The organism is Streptomyces sp. S4.7 (assembly GCF_010384365.1).
Taxonomy (GTDB): Bacteria; Actinomycetota; Actinomycetes; order Streptomycetales; family Streptomycetaceae; genus Streptomyces.
This window is the reverse complement of record NZ_CP048397.1, coordinates 6,198,575-6,214,677: the sequence shown is the minus strand read 5'-3', so window position 1 is coordinate 6,214,677 and position 16,103 is coordinate 6,198,575. Positions and strand designations below refer to the sequence as shown.

12 protein-coding genes are annotated in these 16,103 nt (G+C 68.7%); 1 reads left to right on the top strand and 11 read right to left on the bottom strand.

Going from position 1 to position 16,103, the window contains the following annotated elements:
* Nucleotides 1-153: 153 nt before the first annotated feature.
* Nucleotides 154-1,311, bottom strand: coding sequence for a hypothetical protein (locus tag SSPS47_RS27705; protein ID WP_239065078.1), 1,158 nt, complete (start codon nucleotides 1,309-1,311; stop codon nucleotides 154-156).
* Nucleotides 1,312-1,413: 102 nt separating this feature from the next.
* Here SSPS47_RS27705 and SSPS47_RS27700 point away from each other — a divergent pair, with 102 nt between their 5' ends.
* Complete coding sequence (locus SSPS47_RS27700) at nucleotides 1,414-1,806, top strand: NYN domain-containing protein (RefSeq protein ID WP_164253329.1); 393 nt, start codon at nucleotides 1,414-1,416, stop codon at nucleotides 1,804-1,806.
* Here SSPS47_RS27700 and SSPS47_RS27695 read toward each other — a convergent pair.
* From SSPS47_RS27695 to ngcE, 10 genes are all read right to left on the bottom strand, one after another.
* Entirely contained in the window at nucleotides 1,782-3,305 is a 1,524-nt protein-coding gene (locus SSPS47_RS27695; RefSeq protein WP_164253328.1) for a glycosyltransferase family 39 protein, read from the bottom strand. The two genes, SSPS47_RS27700 and SSPS47_RS27695, sit on opposite strands and share 25 nt — an antisense overlap.
* Before the next feature lie 37 nt (nucleotides 3,306-3,342).
* The gene (locus SSPS47_RS27690; protein ID WP_164255083.1) at nucleotides 3,343-4,806 is read right to left on the bottom strand and encodes an amino acid permease; all 1,464 of its coding nucleotides are present in this window, start codon (nucleotides 4,804-4,806) and stop codon (nucleotides 3,343-3,345) included.
* Between the two features lie 185 nt (nucleotides 4,807-4,991).
* Nucleotides 4,992-6,929: a 1-deoxy-D-xylulose-5-phosphate synthase gene (gene dxs, locus SSPS47_RS27685; protein ID WP_164255081.1), complete on the bottom strand. Its 1,938-nt coding sequence runs from the start codon at nucleotides 6,927-6,929 to the stop codon at nucleotides 4,992-4,994.
* Nucleotides 6,930-7,172: 243 nt separating this feature from the next.
* Nucleotides 7,173-8,465, bottom strand: coding sequence for a sugar ABC transporter permease (locus SSPS47_RS27680; protein WP_147875152.1), 1,293 nt, complete (start codon nucleotides 8,463-8,465; stop codon nucleotides 7,173-7,175).
* On the bottom strand, nucleotides 8,462-9,250 hold the full coding sequence (locus SSPS47_RS27675; RefSeq protein WP_164253327.1) for an ATP-binding cassette domain-containing protein: 789 nt from the start codon (nucleotides 9,248-9,250) through the stop codon (nucleotides 8,462-8,464). Before SSPS47_RS27675 ends, SSPS47_RS27680 begins: the two co-directional genes overlap by 4 nt.
* 196 nt (nucleotides 9,251-9,446) lie before the next feature.
* Nucleotides 9,447-10,559: a substrate-binding domain-containing protein gene (locus SSPS47_RS27670; RefSeq protein ID WP_239065077.1), complete on the bottom strand. Its 1,113-nt coding sequence runs from the start codon at nucleotides 10,557-10,559 to the stop codon at nucleotides 9,447-9,449.
* Nucleotides 10,560-10,680: 121 nt separating this feature from the next.
* Entirely contained in the window at nucleotides 10,681-11,880 is a 1,200-nt protein-coding gene (locus SSPS47_RS27665; protein ID WP_147875154.1) for an ROK family transcriptional regulator, read from the bottom strand.
* A gap of 378 nt (nucleotides 11,881-12,258) precedes the next feature.
* Nucleotides 12,259-13,182 carry a carbohydrate ABC transporter permease gene (locus SSPS47_RS27660; RefSeq protein ID WP_164253326.1) on the bottom strand — a complete coding sequence of 308 codons (924 nt, stop codon included), beginning with the start codon at nucleotides 13,180-13,182 and terminating at the stop codon, nucleotides 12,259-12,261.
* Nucleotides 13,182-14,111, bottom strand: a complete 930-nt coding sequence (locus SSPS47_RS27655; protein WP_164253325.1) for a sugar ABC transporter permease — start codon at nucleotides 14,109-14,111, stop codon at nucleotides 13,182-13,184. Before SSPS47_RS27655 ends, SSPS47_RS27660 begins: the two co-directional genes overlap by 1 nt.
* Before the next feature lie 48 nt (nucleotides 14,112-14,159).
* Entirely contained in the window at nucleotides 14,160-15,608 is a 1,449-nt protein-coding gene (ngcE, locus tag SSPS47_RS27650) for an N-acetylglucosamine/diacetylchitobiose ABC transporter substrate-binding protein (protein ID WP_147875157.1), read from the bottom strand.
* Between the last annotated feature and the right edge of the window lie 495 nt (nucleotides 15,609-16,103).

Here is a 16,103-nt window from a genome sequence, read left to right as displayed (position 1 = left end):
GTCCAACGAGCCCTGCACGCGCCGTGAATCACGCCGTCCGGACATACCCCTCCAAAGACCCCGCACCCCGACCCCGACAATGAAACCGCAACCCACCCAGCCCGTGCGGCGCTTGAGGACGAACCGGCCCGCCGGGCGGACCCGGCAACCGCCTCAGACCCGCGACCACGCCTCCAGCGCCAGGCCCGGCTCCGCCTTCTGGCGGGAGACCCGCAGGCTGCCGTCCTTCGCGATCACCGCCATCACCACCCGGCCACGCCCGTCCAGGGCCAGCGCCGGTGCGCCCACGCACTCCTCGCCCGTCGGGGTCCACGTGACGCCCGCCGCCTCGTCCTCCGTCGGGTACGCGGCCAGCGCGGGGCGGCCGTCGAGGCCGCGCTGGGCCAGGATCGTGCAGTCGTGGCCGTCGACGGGCGTACGCAGCAGGGCTATCGGCCCGGTGCCGGGGCCACCCAGCGGCGCGGTCTCGCCCGATTCGAGGCGCCAGGCGTGCACCGTGCGGTCGTCGGTGTCGCGCCAGTAGTGCGTGAGCCGGTCGCCGCCGGTGCGTTCCGAGGTGAGCGTGCCGGGGGTGACGCGCGCCGCGAAGCTCTTGAGGTCGCGCTCGGCCTTCGCCGCCACCTTCGGCTGCCGCCAGCGCATGACCGCGTTGTCGGTCGGGCCGAGGACCTCGATCAGACCGTCCTCCCCCACGACGGCCGACGCCTCGCCGGTCATCCTGGACCCCTTGAGGTCCGCCCATGTGAGCCACGCTCCGCTGGGCTTCTGGATCCGGGACGACAGACCGCGGCCCGCGTTGCGGGCGAACAGGTGCAGCGAGCCGTTGGGGTCGATCACCGCCGAGGGCAGGCCGAGCAGTCCGCCACGGGCGAGGTCCTTCGGGTACGGCGTACCGAGTGCCTGCCAGTCGCGCAGCGGGCGTCCGGTCTGGAACTGGACGGCGTACACGACGTCCGTGCGGATCTCGCCGCCCTCGGCGGGCTTGCGGCGCAGACCCACCAGGTGGACGTAGCCCTGGGCGCCGCCGGCGATGGAGAGGTAGGGCAACAGGCCGGGGGCCGGGAGCAGTTCGGGGCCCGACCAGCTCGGTCCGCCGAGGCGTTCCTCCGTCCACCGCAGCACGCCGTCCTCGGTGGGGGCGTACGCGGTGAGTCTGCCGTCCTTGCCGCGCAGCAGCCAGCCGGTGGTCGCGGGCAGTGTGTCGTCGACCGACGGGAGGGGCGTGGATTCAGCCGGTCGGCCGCCGATGTCCGGGGCCTCGCCGGGGGCGCGTCCGGATCGTTTCGACGTCCGTGCGGACCGCAGTGCCATGACCCACTGCCACCTTCCCCTGCGCATGAAATTTCCCCGACGATAGCATTCTCGGGCGAACGGGAACCGTACCGCCCCGACCGGTTGTGGCACGCTCCTGAGGTGCGGATTCTACTGATTGTCGACGGGGCCAACGTGGTTGGTTCGGCGCCCGACGGCTGGTGGCGCGACCGGCGTGGAGCTGCCGAGCGGCTGCGGGACCGGCTGGTGCCCCTCGCCGGGGACGGGCTGCCCGGCGCGGGGGTCCCGGGGCCCGTGGAGACGTTGCTGGTGGTGGAGGGCCGGGCGCGGGGCGTGGAGTCGGTGCCCGGGGTACGGGTGGAGTCCGCGCCGGGCAGCGGTGACGATCTGATCGCCGAGCTGGCGCGGGGCGCGGGAGACCGCCCCTGTGTCGTCGTCACCGCCGACCGGGAGCTGCGGCGCCGGGTCGAGGCGTACGGGGCGCGCTGCGTCGGGCCCCGTACGGTGCGTCAACTCCCGGACGAGCGCAGGTAGAAGACCGTGCCCTCGACGGTGCCGGGGAGCGGCTCGTAACCACCGGCCAGCAGCCGTCGCAGGGTCGGGACGCGTTCGGGGGCGTACGGCTTGCCCCGTGAGTCGTCGACGATCAGCGCGGGCGGTCGCGCGCTCATCTCGGCGGCGAAGACGCGCCAGGCGCCCGGCACCGCGTACGCCTCGCCCACCCGTGGGCCGTCCCTGCCCCCGCTGAAGTTGGTGAGCAGCCCGGCGGTCAGATAGCGGCTGGCGGGCGCGCGGTCGGCGAGCCGGTAGATCTCCGGGTGTATCCCCCACACGAGCACGCGGTCGGTGGGGGCGGTGTGTTGGCGCACGGCGGCGGCGACGCGGTCGGAGTGGTCGAGCTCCGAGCGGGGCGCGACGGTGGCCCAGAGGACGAAGAGTCCGCAGACGCAGGCCGGGACCGACAGGACCGATCTGAGCCGCTCGGGGCGCAGCGAGCGCAGGGCGGCGGTCGCCAACAGGGTGATGGGCGGCAGGAGTTGCAGGAAGTAGTGGCCGAAGAAGTGGAAGCCGACGGCGACGGCGACGGCGGACGCGGCGAACCAGACCCAGAGATCGGTGAGCTTCCCGGCAGCGGGCCGGGCGGTCCGCAGGGCCCTGCGGACCGGCGGGAGGATGCCGGCGCAGGCGAGGCAGATCAGCAGGGAGTTGACGAACGCGCGGATGAGTACGTGGAGTTCGGAGCCGGTGAGGGAGAAGGCGTAGGACCCCGATCCGGTGACGGTCCAGAAGAGGAAGCCCGCCGGGTCGGTCACGAGCGCGGCGGCGAGGACGGGTGCGGCGAAGCCGACCGCCGTACGGGGCAGGCCCGTTCGGCGCCCGGCGGGGTCGTGCGCCCGCCAGAGCAGCCACAGGACGGGGACGAGGACCACGCCGCCCGTCTGCTTGGTGAGGAACGCGCCGGCGACCGCCACTCCGGCGGTGCCCCAGCGGCCCCGGTCGGCGCACAGGACGGCCGCCGCGGTCCACGGCAGTATGAAGACCTCGAAGGTGGTGGCCTGGGTGTCCTGCGGGATGAATCCGACGGAGACCAGCAGAAAGAGCACCCCGGCCGTGGCGCCGGACCGGTCGCCCCAGCGGCGCCGGGCGAAGGCGGCGAGCAGGGCGGCGGTGGTGAACTGGGCGGCGATCGCGAGGAGTTTCATCGCGTGCTGCGATCCGTCGCCGAGGACCGTGTACATCGCCTCGTACAGCCACGGCAGCAGGGGCGGCTTGCGGTCGACGACCGTCTCGTACAGCTCTCCGCCGTGCGCCAGTATCCGGGCCTGTACGGCGAGATAGCCCTCGTCCGGGCTCCAGAAGGGGTGCAGGAAGGACGGGAGACGGATGACGAGGGCCAGGGCCGCCAGGAGGGGCAGCAGCCTTCGCCAGTAGCCGTGTGCGGACGCTCCACCGGGCCGGGCGGGCCGCGGTCCGGTGGGGCCCCGTCGGGCGTGCGGGAGGTGTGCTGCGGCGGACGGCGACTCGACGGACATGCGCGCGGACTTTCGTGCGGGTTCTGCTGAGGGAGCGTCAGCCTGACTTGCCCAGGCGGCTGTTGCGTCGGCCGTAGACCAAGTACACGACCACGCCGACGGCCATCCAGATGGCGAAGCGCAGCCAGGTCTCGGCCGGCAGGTTGAGCATCAGCCACAGGGAGGCGAGCACGGACAGGGCCGGCAGCCAGGGCACCAGCGGGGTGCGGAAGGCCCTGGGGAGGTCGGGGCGGGTACGGCGCAGGATGACGACGCCGATCGCGACGACGACGAAGGCGAAGAGCGTGCCGATGTTCACCAGGGAGGCCAGCTCCTCGATACTGGTGAAACCCGCGACGATCGCGATGACCACGCCGAGCAGCACCGTCGAGCGGTAGGGGGTGCGGAACTTGGGGTGGACGCGTGAGAAGAACCGCGGGAGCAGCCCGTCGCGGCTCATCGCGAAGAACACCCGGGTCTGGCCGAGCAGCAGGATCATGCACACGGTGGTGAGGCCGACGGCGGCTCCGAAGCTGATGACGCCCGCGTAGAACGGATGCCCGGTGGCCTTGAAGGCGTCGGCGAGCGGTGCGTCCACGGTGAGTTCGGTGTAGTGCTGCATGCCGGTGACGACGATGGACACGGCGACGTAGAGCACGGTGCAGATGATCAGTGAGCCGAGGATGCCGCGCGGCATGTCACGCTGCGGCTGCTTCGTCTCCTCGGCGGCCGTGGCGACGATGTCGAAGCCGATGAAGGCGAAGAAGACGACGGAGGCGGCGGTGAAGATGCCCATGACGCCGAAGTTGGTGGGCGCGTACCCGAACATCAGCTGGATCAGGGGGGAGTCGAGACCGGCGCCAGCGGGCTGTTCCTGGGCCTCGGGGATGAACGGCGAGTAGTTCTTGGAGTCGATGAAGAACGCGCCCGCGATGATGACGATGAGGACGACGGCCACCTTGATCGCCACGACGACCGCGGTGACACGGGCGGAGAGCTTCATACCGAGGACGAGGATCCCGGTCAGCAGGAGGACCAGCAGGAACGCCAGCAGGTCGAAGCCGAAGCCGGTCTCCTCGTTGGTGCCGGCGAGCGAGTCGGGCATGTGCCAGCCCGCGTTGTCGAGCAGCGACTGCACATAGCCGGACCAGCCGACGGCCACCACGGCGGTGGCCAGGGCGAATTCGAGGACCAGGTCCCAGCCGATGATCCAGGCGGGCAGTTCGCCGAGTGAGGCGTAGCTGAAGGTGTACGCGGACCCGGCCACGGGGACGGTCGACGCGAACTCCGCGTAGCAGACGGCCGCGAGGGCGCAGACGATGCCGGCGGCGACGAAGGCGAGGGCGGTGGCGGGGCCCGCGTTGTCCTTGGCGACGGCGCCGGTGAGGACGAAGATGCCGGTGCCGATGATGACACCGACACCGAAGACCGTCAGATCGAGCGCGGAGAGCGACTTCCTGAGCGCGTGCTCCGGCTCCTCGGTGTCCTGGATGGACTGTTCGACGCTCTTCGTACGGAACATCGAGCGTTTCCTGGGCCCCGTGTCGTGCTGGGTGCTCACCGGTGTACCTCCGAGTGTGGTTGCCGCCATGATCGAGAGGTGGTTGGCGGCCGGGTACCCGGAAGGGCTTTTTTCACACGGATGAGCCGGTCGGACCACCCGTACAGGGAGTCCGGCCGGCTCATCCGCCGTTCTGTTCGGTCGTGTCAGTCGCGGGCGATCTCCTCGGCCGACAGTTCGCCGGACAGGCGGCCGTCGATCTTCGACACGAGTCCGGTGACCTGGCGCGCGATGTCCGGCGCCGTCAGGCCGATCTCGGCGAGGAGTTCCTTGCGTGACGCGTGGTCGAGGAAGCGCGCCGGGATGCCGAAGTCCCGCAGGGGGATGTCGACCCCGGCGTCCCGCAGGGACTGGGCGACGGCCGAACCGACGCCGCCCGCACGGCTGTTGTCCTCGACGGTGACGACGACGCGGTGTCCCTCGGCGAGCGGCGCGAGCGCCTCGTCGACGGGCTTGACCCAGCGCGGGTCGACCACGGTCGTCGAGATGCCCTGCTTGTCGAGGAGATCGGCGATCTCCAGGCACATCGGGGCGAGCGCGCCGACCGATACGAGCAGCACGTCGGCCCCGCCGGTGCCCTCCGCCGGCCTGCGCAGCACGTCCATGCCGCCGATCTTGCCCACGGCGGCGACCGCGGGGCCGACCGCGCCCTTGGAGAAGCGCACCACGGTCGGCGCGTCGTCGACCTGGACGGCCTCCCGGAGTTGGGCCCTGACCTGGTCGGCGTCGCGCGGGGCGGCGATGCGCAGATTGGGCACGCACTGGAGGATCGACATGTCCCACATGCCGTTGTGGGAGGCGCCGTCGGTGCCGGTGATACCGGCGCGGTCGAGGACGAACGTCACACCGCAGTCGTGCAGGGCGACGTCCATCAGGACCTGGTCGAAGGCGCGGTTGAGGAACGTCGCGTAGACGGCGAATACGGGGTGCAGTCCGCCGGTGGCCAGACCGGCCGCCGACACCGCGCCGTGCTGCTCGGCGATCCCCACGTCGTAGACCCGGTCCGGGAACGCCTTGGCGAACTTCTCCAGGCCGACGGGCTGGAGCATCGCGGCCGTGATGGCGACGATGTCGGCGCGCTCGTTGCCGAGTTTGACCATCTCCTCGCCGAACACCGAGGTCCAGTCGACGCCCGAACTGGCGATCGGCAGGCCGGTGTCGGGGTGGATCTTGCCGACGGCGTGGAAGCGGTCGGCCTCGTCCAGGAGCGCGGGCTGGTAGCCGCGGCCCTTCTCGGTGAGGCAGTGGATGATGACGGGGCCGCCGAAGCGCTTGGCGCGCTGGAGGGCCGATTCCAGTGCCTCCAGGTCGTGTCCGTCGATCGGGCCGACGTACTTCAGGCCGAGGTCCTCGAACATGCCCTGGGGGGCGATGAAGTCCTTCAGGCCCTTCTTCGCGCCGTGCAGCGTCTCGTAGAGGGGCCGGCCGACGACCGGGGTGCGCTCCAGGATGTCCTTGCCGCGGGCCAGGAAGCGCTCGTAGCCGTCGGTGGTGCGCAGGGTCGCGAGATGGTTCGCGAGGCCGCCGATGGTGGGCGCGTAGGAGCGCTCGTTGTCGTTGACGACGATGACGAGCGGGCGGTCCTTGGCGGCGGCGATGTTGTTCAGCGCCTCCCAGGCCATGCCGCCGGTGAGCGCGCCGTCGCCGATGACGGCGACCACGTGGTCCTCGCGGCCGAGGACCTGGTTGGCCTTGGCGAGGCCGTCGGCCCAGCCGAGGACGGTGGAGGCGTGCGAGTTCTCGATGACGTCGTGCTCGGACTCGGCCCTGGACGGATAGCCGGACAGGCCGCCCTTGCCCTTGAGTTTGGAGAAGTCCTGACGCCCCGTGAGCAGCTTGTGCACATAGGACTGGTGGCCGGTGTCGAAGAGGACCTTGTCCTTCGGCGAGTCGAAGACCCGGTGCAGGGCGATCGTCAGCTCGACGACTCCGAGGTTGGGACCGAGGTGTCCGCCGGTCTTGGAGACGGCGTCGACGAGGAAGGACCGGATCTCACTCGCGAGCCGGTCCAACTGCTCGGGGCCGAGGCGGTCCAGATCACGCGGGCCCTTGACCCGGGTCAGCAGGTCCCATCCGTCGCCCACCGCCGCCTCGGGCGGTCGTGCTGCGCGCGGCTGTGTCACCGTGCCTCCTTGCGTTGAACGATCTGGCATACCGGTCCGCCGAGTCTAATGTTCCCGCCGGGGCGGGCGTCATCGGGCGGCGCGTCATTCACCGTACGAGCATCTGTACGCATGACGGTCGCACCTGCCCCGAAAGTGCGTCCGGGACACGAACATGCCCGGCACCGGGACTCCGGTGCCGGGCACGACGTGCGACGACGGGTGTCAGGCGCGACCCGCGGTCTTCTGGGTCTTCCGGGTGACGGCGTCGATGACGACGGTGGCGAGAAGCACACCACCGGTGATCATGTACTGGATCGGCGAGGCGATTCCCTGGAGCGCGAGTCCGTACTGGATCGACGTGATGACGAGCACACCGAGCAGCGCGTTCCAGGTGCGGCCCCGGCCACCGAAGAGGCTGGTGCCACCGATGACGGCGGCCGCGATGGCGTTCATCAGCAGCTCACCGGCACCGGCGCCCTGGTTGGCGGAGGTGATCTTCGAGGCGATGAAGAGACCGCCGATCGCGGCGAAGGTGCCCGCGATGGAGAAGACCGCGATCCGGACGCCGACGACGCTGATGCCCGCACGGCGGGACGCCTCGACGCTGCCGCCGAGCGCGAAGACCTTGCGGCCGAAGCTGGTGCGGCGGAGGACGAAGTCCGTCACCACCAGTACGACCAGGAAGATCAGCACGGCCAGGGGCAGGCCCTTGTACTGGTTGAACATGATCGCCACGGCGAAGGCGAGGACGGCCAGCAGCGCCGTACGGACGATGATCTCGCTCAGCGGCCGGGACGGGACACCGGCGGCGGCGCGGCGGCGGTTGTCGAAGAACGACGACAGGAAGAAGCCGGCCACGGCGATCACCGCGAGCGCGTAGGCGGCGGCGACGTCGGTGAAGTAGTAGCCGGTCAGCTTGGCGACCAGGCCCTCGGAGTCCAGGTTGATCGTGCCGTTGTCGCCGAGGATCTGGAGCATGAAGCCGTTCCAGAACAGCAGGCCGGCGAGGGTGACGGCGAACGCGGGCACGCCCACCCGGGCGAAGAAGAAGCCGTGGATGGCGCCCGCGGCGGCGCCGGTCAGGATGGCGAGGATCAGCGCGAGCCACTCCGCCATGCCGTGCGTGACGGCGAGGACCGCGAAGGCGGCGCCCGCCACACCGCTGACGGAGCCGACCGACAGGTCGATCTCGCCGAGCAGCAGGACGAAGACGATGCCGACCGCGATCATGCCGGTGCCGACCATGGCGACGGAGATGTCGGAGAGGTTGCCGGCCGTCAGGAAGTTCGAGTTCAGGCTGGTGAAGATCGCCCAGATGATGATCAGGCCGATGACGACGGGTATCGATCCGAGGTCGCCGCCGCGCATCTTGCGCTTGAACTCCGACAGATAACCGGCGAAGCCCTGCTCGCGTACGAGAAGCCGGGGGTCCACCGCGACGGTGGTGGCGCCGGCCGCGGGGGCGGGCGCGTCGTCGGCGGTGCCGACGGGTGCGGAGGTCTTGTCCAAGCTCACTTCTTAACCTCCACGTTGCGCGCCGCGCGTCGGGTCACGGCGTTGTCCGTGGCACCGGTGATCGCGGAGATGATGTCTTCCTGCGAAGTGCTGGCGACGTCGAAGAAGCCGTTGTTGCGGCCCAGCCTCAGCACGGCGACTTTGTCGGCGACCGCGCGGACGTCCTCCATGTTGTGGCTGACGAGGATCACGGCGTAACCGCGCTCGCGCAGCCGCTCGACCAGGTCGAGGACCTGGGCGGTCTGCTCGACACCGAGGGCCGCGGTGGGCTCGTCGAGGATCACGAGCTTGGGCTCGCCGAGCATGGACCGGGCGATGGCCACGGTCTGGCGCTGGCCGCCGGAGAGCGAGGCGATCGGTATGCGCACGCTGGGGATGCGGATCGACAGAGTGTTGAGGAGCTCGCGGGCGCGGCGCTCCATCTCGACCTCGTTGAGGACACCCCAGGAGCGGAGCTCCCTGCCGAGGTACAGATTGCCCACGACGTCGAGGTTGTCGCAGAGCGCGAGGTCCTGGTACACCGTCGCCACGCCCAACTCCTGGGCGTCGTGCGGCTTGTTGATCGCGACCGGCCTGCCGTCCCACTCGATGACACCGTCATCGATGGGGTGGACTCCGGCGATCGTCTTGACGAGCGTCGATTTGCCGGCGCCGTTGTCGCCCACGAGGGCGACGACCTGTCCGGCGTGGACCTCAAGCTCTACGTCGGTGAGCGCCTGCACGGCACCGAACCGCTTGGAGACCCCTCGCAACGCCAGCACGGGCGTAGCGGTCACGTAAACCATCTCCTTCGCCGCCTGGCCGGCGGGGATACCGCGCCCGGGGGCTGGGTGGGCGCGGGGGTCGAGCAGAAGAGAGAACTGCGGGGGACACGGGAAAAGCCTTGAAGTGGTCCGTCCGGCGCCCCGCCCGGTAGCGGGACAGTTGAGGGCGGGGCGCCGGACAGGCTTCAGGGCGGGTTTCCGCGGTCGGACCGGTCGGCTACTTGAGGCCGATGGCGTCGCACTTGGACTTGAACTTCGCGGTGCAGATCTCGTCGACGGTGTAGATGCCGTCCTTGATCACCGTGTCGTTGATGTTGTCCTGGGTCAGCGAGACGACCGGGACGAGCACCGACGGGATGCCCTTGGTGGTGGCGCTGTCGAGCTCCGTCTTGGCGATCGAGTCCAGCGACTCGCCCTTGGCGACCTTCACGGCCATCTCGGCGGCGATGGCGGCCTCGGCCGGGTACGGCTTGTAGACGCTCATGAACTGCTCACCGGCGACGATGCGCTGCACACCGGCGAGTTCGGCGTCCTGGCCGGTGACCGGCGGGAGCGGGCTGATGCCGGCGCCCTTGAGCGCGGTGATGATGCCGCCCGCCATGCCGTCGTTGGCGGAGTAGACGCCGACGATCTTGTCCTTGCCCAGGGCCGAGATCGCGCCTTCCATGTTGGCGTTGGCGTTCTCCGGCTTCCACTCCTTGGTGTCGTACTCCTTGCCGATCGTCACCTTGCCGTCGAGGACGGACTTGGCGCCCTGCTTGAAGAGCTTGGCGTTCGGGTCGGTGATGGCACCGTTCATCATCACGATGTCACCGTCCTTCGCCTTGGGGCCCAGCTCGTCCAGGAGCGCCTGGCCCTGGACGCGGCCGACCTCTTCGTTGTCGAAGGAGACGTAGCCGTCGATCGGGCCCTCGGCGAGGCGGTCGAAGGCGATGACCGGGATGCCGGCCTCCTTGGCCTTCTTGACCGAGCCCGCGATGGCCTTGGAGTCCACGGCGTCCACGATCAGCGCGTCGACCTTGTTGGTGACCATGGTGTCGGCCTGCTGGTTCTGCGTCGACGCGTCCTGCTTGGCGTTGGCGTAGACGATCTTGCCGGTGCCGTCGGTCAGTTCGCTGACCCGCTTCTCGATCAGCGGCTTGTCGAACTTCTCGTAGCGCGCGGTCTGGTTCTCCGGAAGGAGCAGACCAATGGTGAGCGGGCCGTCCTTCTTCTTCGACGACTCCTTCGCCGAGTCACCGGACTCCTTGGCGCTTCCACAGGCGGCGAGCGAGACGGCCATAGCGGTGGCGGCGGCAGCCACGGCAGCACGTCGGAGATGTGCGTTCACTTCAGAAACCTCCCTGACGAGGCCGCGACGTTGCGGCCGAGGTGGCTGGAAGTCAACTCCGCCTCGGACGCAGCGTCAAGGAGTAAATCCTTAACGAGATGACAACGGTGCCATTCGTTATCTAAGTGAAGACAGGCGAGCCGACGGGCAGCGTGCTCTCAAGTAGGGTCGAATCACCCATTTCGCTCAGCACGAGTGCGAGCGCACCCAGCACCTCGGCGCGTCCGCCGAGGGCCCCCGGAAGCACCGAGAGCTGTCTGGCCGCACTCGGGATCGCGTACCGGGACACCGACTCCCTTATCGGCGCGAGGACCAGCTCCCCAGCCTCCGCCAAATCACCGCCGAGCACCACCCGGCTGGGGTTCAGCAGATTGCAGAGGTTCGCGACGCCGCTGCCGATGTGGCGCCCGACGTCGGCGACCACCCGGCGGCAGCCCGGATCGCCCTCCCTGGCCAGCTGCACGACCCGCTCCATGGTCAGATCGCGGCCGTGGCTGGACCTGAGCAGCGGCAGTACGTAGCGGGCCGCGGTGAAGGTCTCCATGCAGCCCCTGTTGCCGCAGCGGCAGACGGGGCCCGACTCGTCGAGCGTGATGTGCCCGATCTCACCCGCCGTACCGCCCGGGCCGCGGTAGATCTGGCCCTCTATCACCAGGCCGGCGCCGACACCGCTGGCGACCTTGATGTACGCGAGGTCCTTCACACCCCGGCCGCTCCCCCAGACCAGCTCGCCGAGGGCACCCAGATTGGCGTCGTTGTCCACGTACACCGGCACGCCGAGCCGGCCCGCCATCTCCTCGCCCGGATTGATCCCCGTCCAGCCCGGCAGGATCGAGGTGGAGCCGAGCGTGCCCGAGACGACGTCGATCGGGCCAGGCACCCCCAGACCCACCCCGATGACCTTCTGGCGGCCGATCCCGGTGGCCTCGATCAGCCTCTCCACCAGCTCCTCGGCCCGGCCGAAGCCGTGCGCCGAGGAGGCGTCGACGTCGAGCGGTTCGGACTCCTCGGCGAGCACCTGGTGGGCCAGGTTGCCGACGGCCACCCGCAGGTGCGTATGGCCGAAGTCGACGCCGATGACGATGCCCGCGTCACCGCTGAGCGAGACGCTGCGGGCCCGGCGGCCCCCGGCCGAGGTGGGCGTCACCTCGACGGTGCCGCCCTCCCTGAGCTCGCGGACGATGTTGGAGACCGTGGCCGCCGACAGTCCGGTGCTCCGGGCGATCTCCGCCTGGGTGAGCGAGCCGGCCATGCGCACCGCGCGCACGACCCGCTCCAGATTCGCCCGGTGCAGAGACGACTGCGACCCTGGAGTCTCCACAACTGATCCACTCCTGCCCTTGGCAGGCGGCACGACCACCGCCCCCGGCCGGGGTCGCGCCTATGAAACCCCGACGTATCTCCAACTTGTGAACTCTAAGCTCAGCCTTTGGGGCCGCTTCCCGTCAAGACCTTGAGCAGTGCCGGACTCGGATGAGCACCGTTCTTACGCATCTGACCTGCGAACATCACCGATTTGGCGAATTCCACTGGGGTCCGGTGGCGAAAATCAGCTCATCGGCTCGGGATGGATACCGAACGAACCCCCCTCGCGTGGTCCCGGAACACGGCGAACCGCCCCCCGGCGAGAGGCCGGAGGGCGGTTCGGTGAAGCGGCGGAACCCGTCGGGCGGCGCGGCCGCCCGACGGGACGGCGCGGCTACTTGAGCGCTCCCGCCGTCAGACCCGCGACGACCTGACGCTGGAAGATGATGTAGGCGGCCAGCACCGGCAGCATCGCCATCACCAGTCCGGCGAACAGCCCGGAGTAGTCGCCCTTGTAGCCCTGGCTGACCGCGAGCTGCACCAGCCCCTGCGAGAGCACCTTCTTGTCCGGATCGGTGTTGAGCACCGTCGGCAGCATGTACTGGTTCCACTGGCCGAGGAAGTTGAAGATGCCCACGCTGATCAGACCCGGCTTGGCCATCGGCAGCATGATCTGGAAGAACGTCCTGGTGTGCGAGGCGCCGTCGATGATCGCCGCCTCCGCCACCGAGCTCGGCAGCGTCCTGAAGAAGGACGACAGGAAGAACACCGTGAACGGCAGCGAGTAGGCGATGTACACCAGGATCAGACCGTGCGTGGTGTTCAGCAGCCCCATGTTGTTCATGACGAAGAACAGCGGGACCAGCGCCAGGATGATCGGAAAGCTCATCCCTCCGATGAAGAGGAAGTAGATGAAGCGGTTCCCGGGGAAGTCGAAGCGCGCCAGGACGTACGCCGCCATCGAGCCGAGCACCAGGGTGCCGGTCAGCGACCCCCCCACCACCAGGATGGTGTTGAGGAAGTAGTCGCTCATGTGCGCCTGGGTCCAGGCCCGCGACCAGTTCTCGAAGTGGAGCTTGTCCGGCAGCGCCCACGGCGAGCTGAAGATGGAGTTGTCGTCCTTGAAGGAGGACATCACCGCCCACAGCAGCGGCAGGACGACCAGCAGCGCCCAGATGACCAGCACGCCGTGCGAGAAGACGTTGAGGACGGTGCCCTCGCGCTTGTCCTTCTCCGCCGGGACGTTCACCTTGGTCACCGGCGGCCGGTCCCGCGGCTCCCCGTCCTGCGCGGCGGGGGGTGTGTCAGTGGTCTTCATCAGAACTCCAGCCGCTCGCGCCGGCCCAGCTTCGTCACGACTGCCGCGAAGGACAGCGTCACCACGAGCAGAGCGACACCGATCGTTGTGGCATAACCGGCCTGGGCGTCTCTGAAGGCCGTTTGGTAGACGTACAGCGGCAGGACCGTCGTCGAGTAGTCGGGTCCGCCACCGCCCGGCCCCACCGTCATGATCTGTACGACCGCGAACGCCTCGGCGCCGAGCGCCAGGATGCCCATGTAGATCCAGCCCGCCTGCACGGTGTCCCAGAGCAGCGGAAGCGTGATCTTGAAGAAGGTCGTGAACCGGTCCGCGCCGTCGAGCAGCGCCGCCTCGTAGTAGTCCTTCGGAATGGAGGCCATTCCGGCGGAGAAGAGGACGACGAAGAAGCCGACCGTGCTCCAGATCAGCACCGCCATCACGCACCAGAGCGCGAGATCCGGGTCACCCAGCCAGAGCGGCTGGATGTTGTCCAGACCCACCGCGGAGAGTGCCGCGTTGATGGCGCCGCTCTCCGGGTTGTAGGCGAACTGGAAAAGCAGGGCGACGATCGCGATGGACAGAACCTGCGGGAAGAAATACGCGATCTTGTAGAAACCCGAACCGCGTACACCCGTGATCGTCGCGCCCTTTCGCTGCCGCCCGCCGACATTGATCATGAAGGCGAGGAACAGCGCGAGGGCGAGCGTCACCAGCGGCAGCAGCAGCACGAACAGCACGCTGTGCTGCAACGACTTCCAGAAGATGTCGTCATCGAACATCTTCGTGTAGTTGTCGAAGCCCACCATCTTGAAGTCGGAACTCAGCCCCGTCCAGTCCGTGAACGAGTAGTAGATGGACTGGATGAACGGCCATATGACGAAGATCGCGTACAACGTCAAGGGGGCGACCAAGAACCCCACGATGAACCGGTATTTACCGTGCTGCATGGATCCGACCCCGATCTGTGTGCGGATGCCGCCGCTGGTGACGCCTGCTCACTGGTGCTTGTAGTGCTTGATGGACTGGTCCTTCGCGGCGGCATCCGCGTAGCCCTGGATCTTCTTGATGGTCTCGGCGGGGGTGGCGCGCCCGGCCATCATCTCGCCGAGGCCGGCGACACCGATCTGCTCCTTCTGGAGCTTGACGTACCAGTCCTGGATGCGCGGGTTGACGACGTTCTCGCCCGCCTTCTCCAGGGTGGCGACGGCCGACTTGAGGCCCGGCGTCAGCTCGATGCCGTCCGTGCCGCCGTTGAGGGCGGTCAGCGACTTCACCTGCGAGGTGAAGTTCTTCGACGACTCCTCGCTGAGCATGATGCGCAGCAACTCCATGCCGCCCTGCGGGTTCTTGGCCTTCTGCGGGACGATGAAGGGCTCACCGCCGGACGCCCAGAGGGTACCGAACGGCAGCTTGTCGGAGGCGTCCATGCTGGACGGCGCGCCGACGGCGAGGTTGAAGTCGGCGGGCATGGTCTTGGCCGCCTCGTTCTCCACCCACGAACCGTTCGGGATGAAGAGCGCCTTGCCCTTGCTCCACGCGGTCTGCGACTGGATGTGGTCCAGTCCGGGGGTGCCCTGGAGGATGTAGCCCTTCTTGAAGAGCTCGTAGTACGCCTCGAAGGCCGTCTTGACCGCCGGGTCCTTCCAGGCGTTCGGCTCCAGGTTGTCGATCTTGTCGAGGACCTCGACGCCGCCGATCTTGGCGATCAGCGGGTAGAGCGAGAACGGGATGTAGTACGGGTGCTTGCCCGCGTACGTCCAGCCGGCGATGCCCTTCTTCTTCGCCTTGGCACAGAGCGCGAGCATGTCGTCCCACGTCTCGGGGTACGTCGCGTCGAGGTTCTCCAGGGCCTTCTGCGAGTACCAGACGCCGTACACCGTGTAGGCGTAGTACATGATCCAGACGGGGTCGCCGTCGAACTGGCCCATCTCGACGATGCCGGGGCGCAGGGTGTCGCGGACCTTCTTGGCCGGGTCGTCGTACGACGGGGCGTCCATGAGCGCGGTGAGGTCGGTGAGCTGCTTCTTGCCGACCAGGACGCCCATGTCCATCTGCTCGGCGCCGGAGTTGTCGATCAGGTCCGGCGGGGTGCCGCCGTTGAACCTCGGCTGGAGCGTCGACTGGATCTTCTCGGTGGCCGCGTGCTTGACCTTCGGGGCCTTCGGGAAAGCCTCGTTGTACCGCTTCTCCGCGTCGATGGCGTACTGCTCACCGAAACCGCCGTTGAAGATGACGACGTCGAGCTGCGCCGTCTCGTTGGCTCCGAGGGGGTTCTTCGCCGAGGTCTTGCCCTTCTCGACCTTCTCGTCGCCGCCGCTGTCGCTGCTCGCGCAGGACGCCAGGAAACTCATCGTCGGCACCGTGATCAGGCCGACTGCGGCTGAACGCTTGATCAGATCGCGACGGCCAAGGCCCTCATTGCTGTGAGCGGAGGTGGATCCCATGCTCAAGTCCTCGCCTTCTCCAGGACTCAGGCGGTGTACCGGTCGCCCGTCCTTCTCGCCTGAGGCAGAAGGGCCCCGCCACCGCGGTCAAATGAAGCTGGGTCGTGCAGGATTGTGGTGCTGATCGGCGTACGCGTGTCGTTCGTCTTGTCGTACGTGAAGCGTGGTGCGTGATTACAGCAGGGACGGCCTGAATGGTTGTCGGCGGGGTGCGTCACGGCACCCAACCGTCCCCCGTCTCTCGGTCCTTCGCCGTTCGAAACCTGGCGAGGCGGACGCCGACAGGTATAGTCCACTTCAGGTCGACTGAGCAAGATCGAAAGCAGGTTTGGGCGGGAGTCTTTCCCTAGTTGAGACCTGGGACGGGTTTCAGCGGCCCCATGCGGCATCCGTACGGATCTCGCCGTATTTTCCGGATCGCGCGCGCCGCGATATCCGGACCACTCGCACGCTCTCCGCGAGGGCCCTCGCACGCTCTCCGCGTGGCCGGTTGCG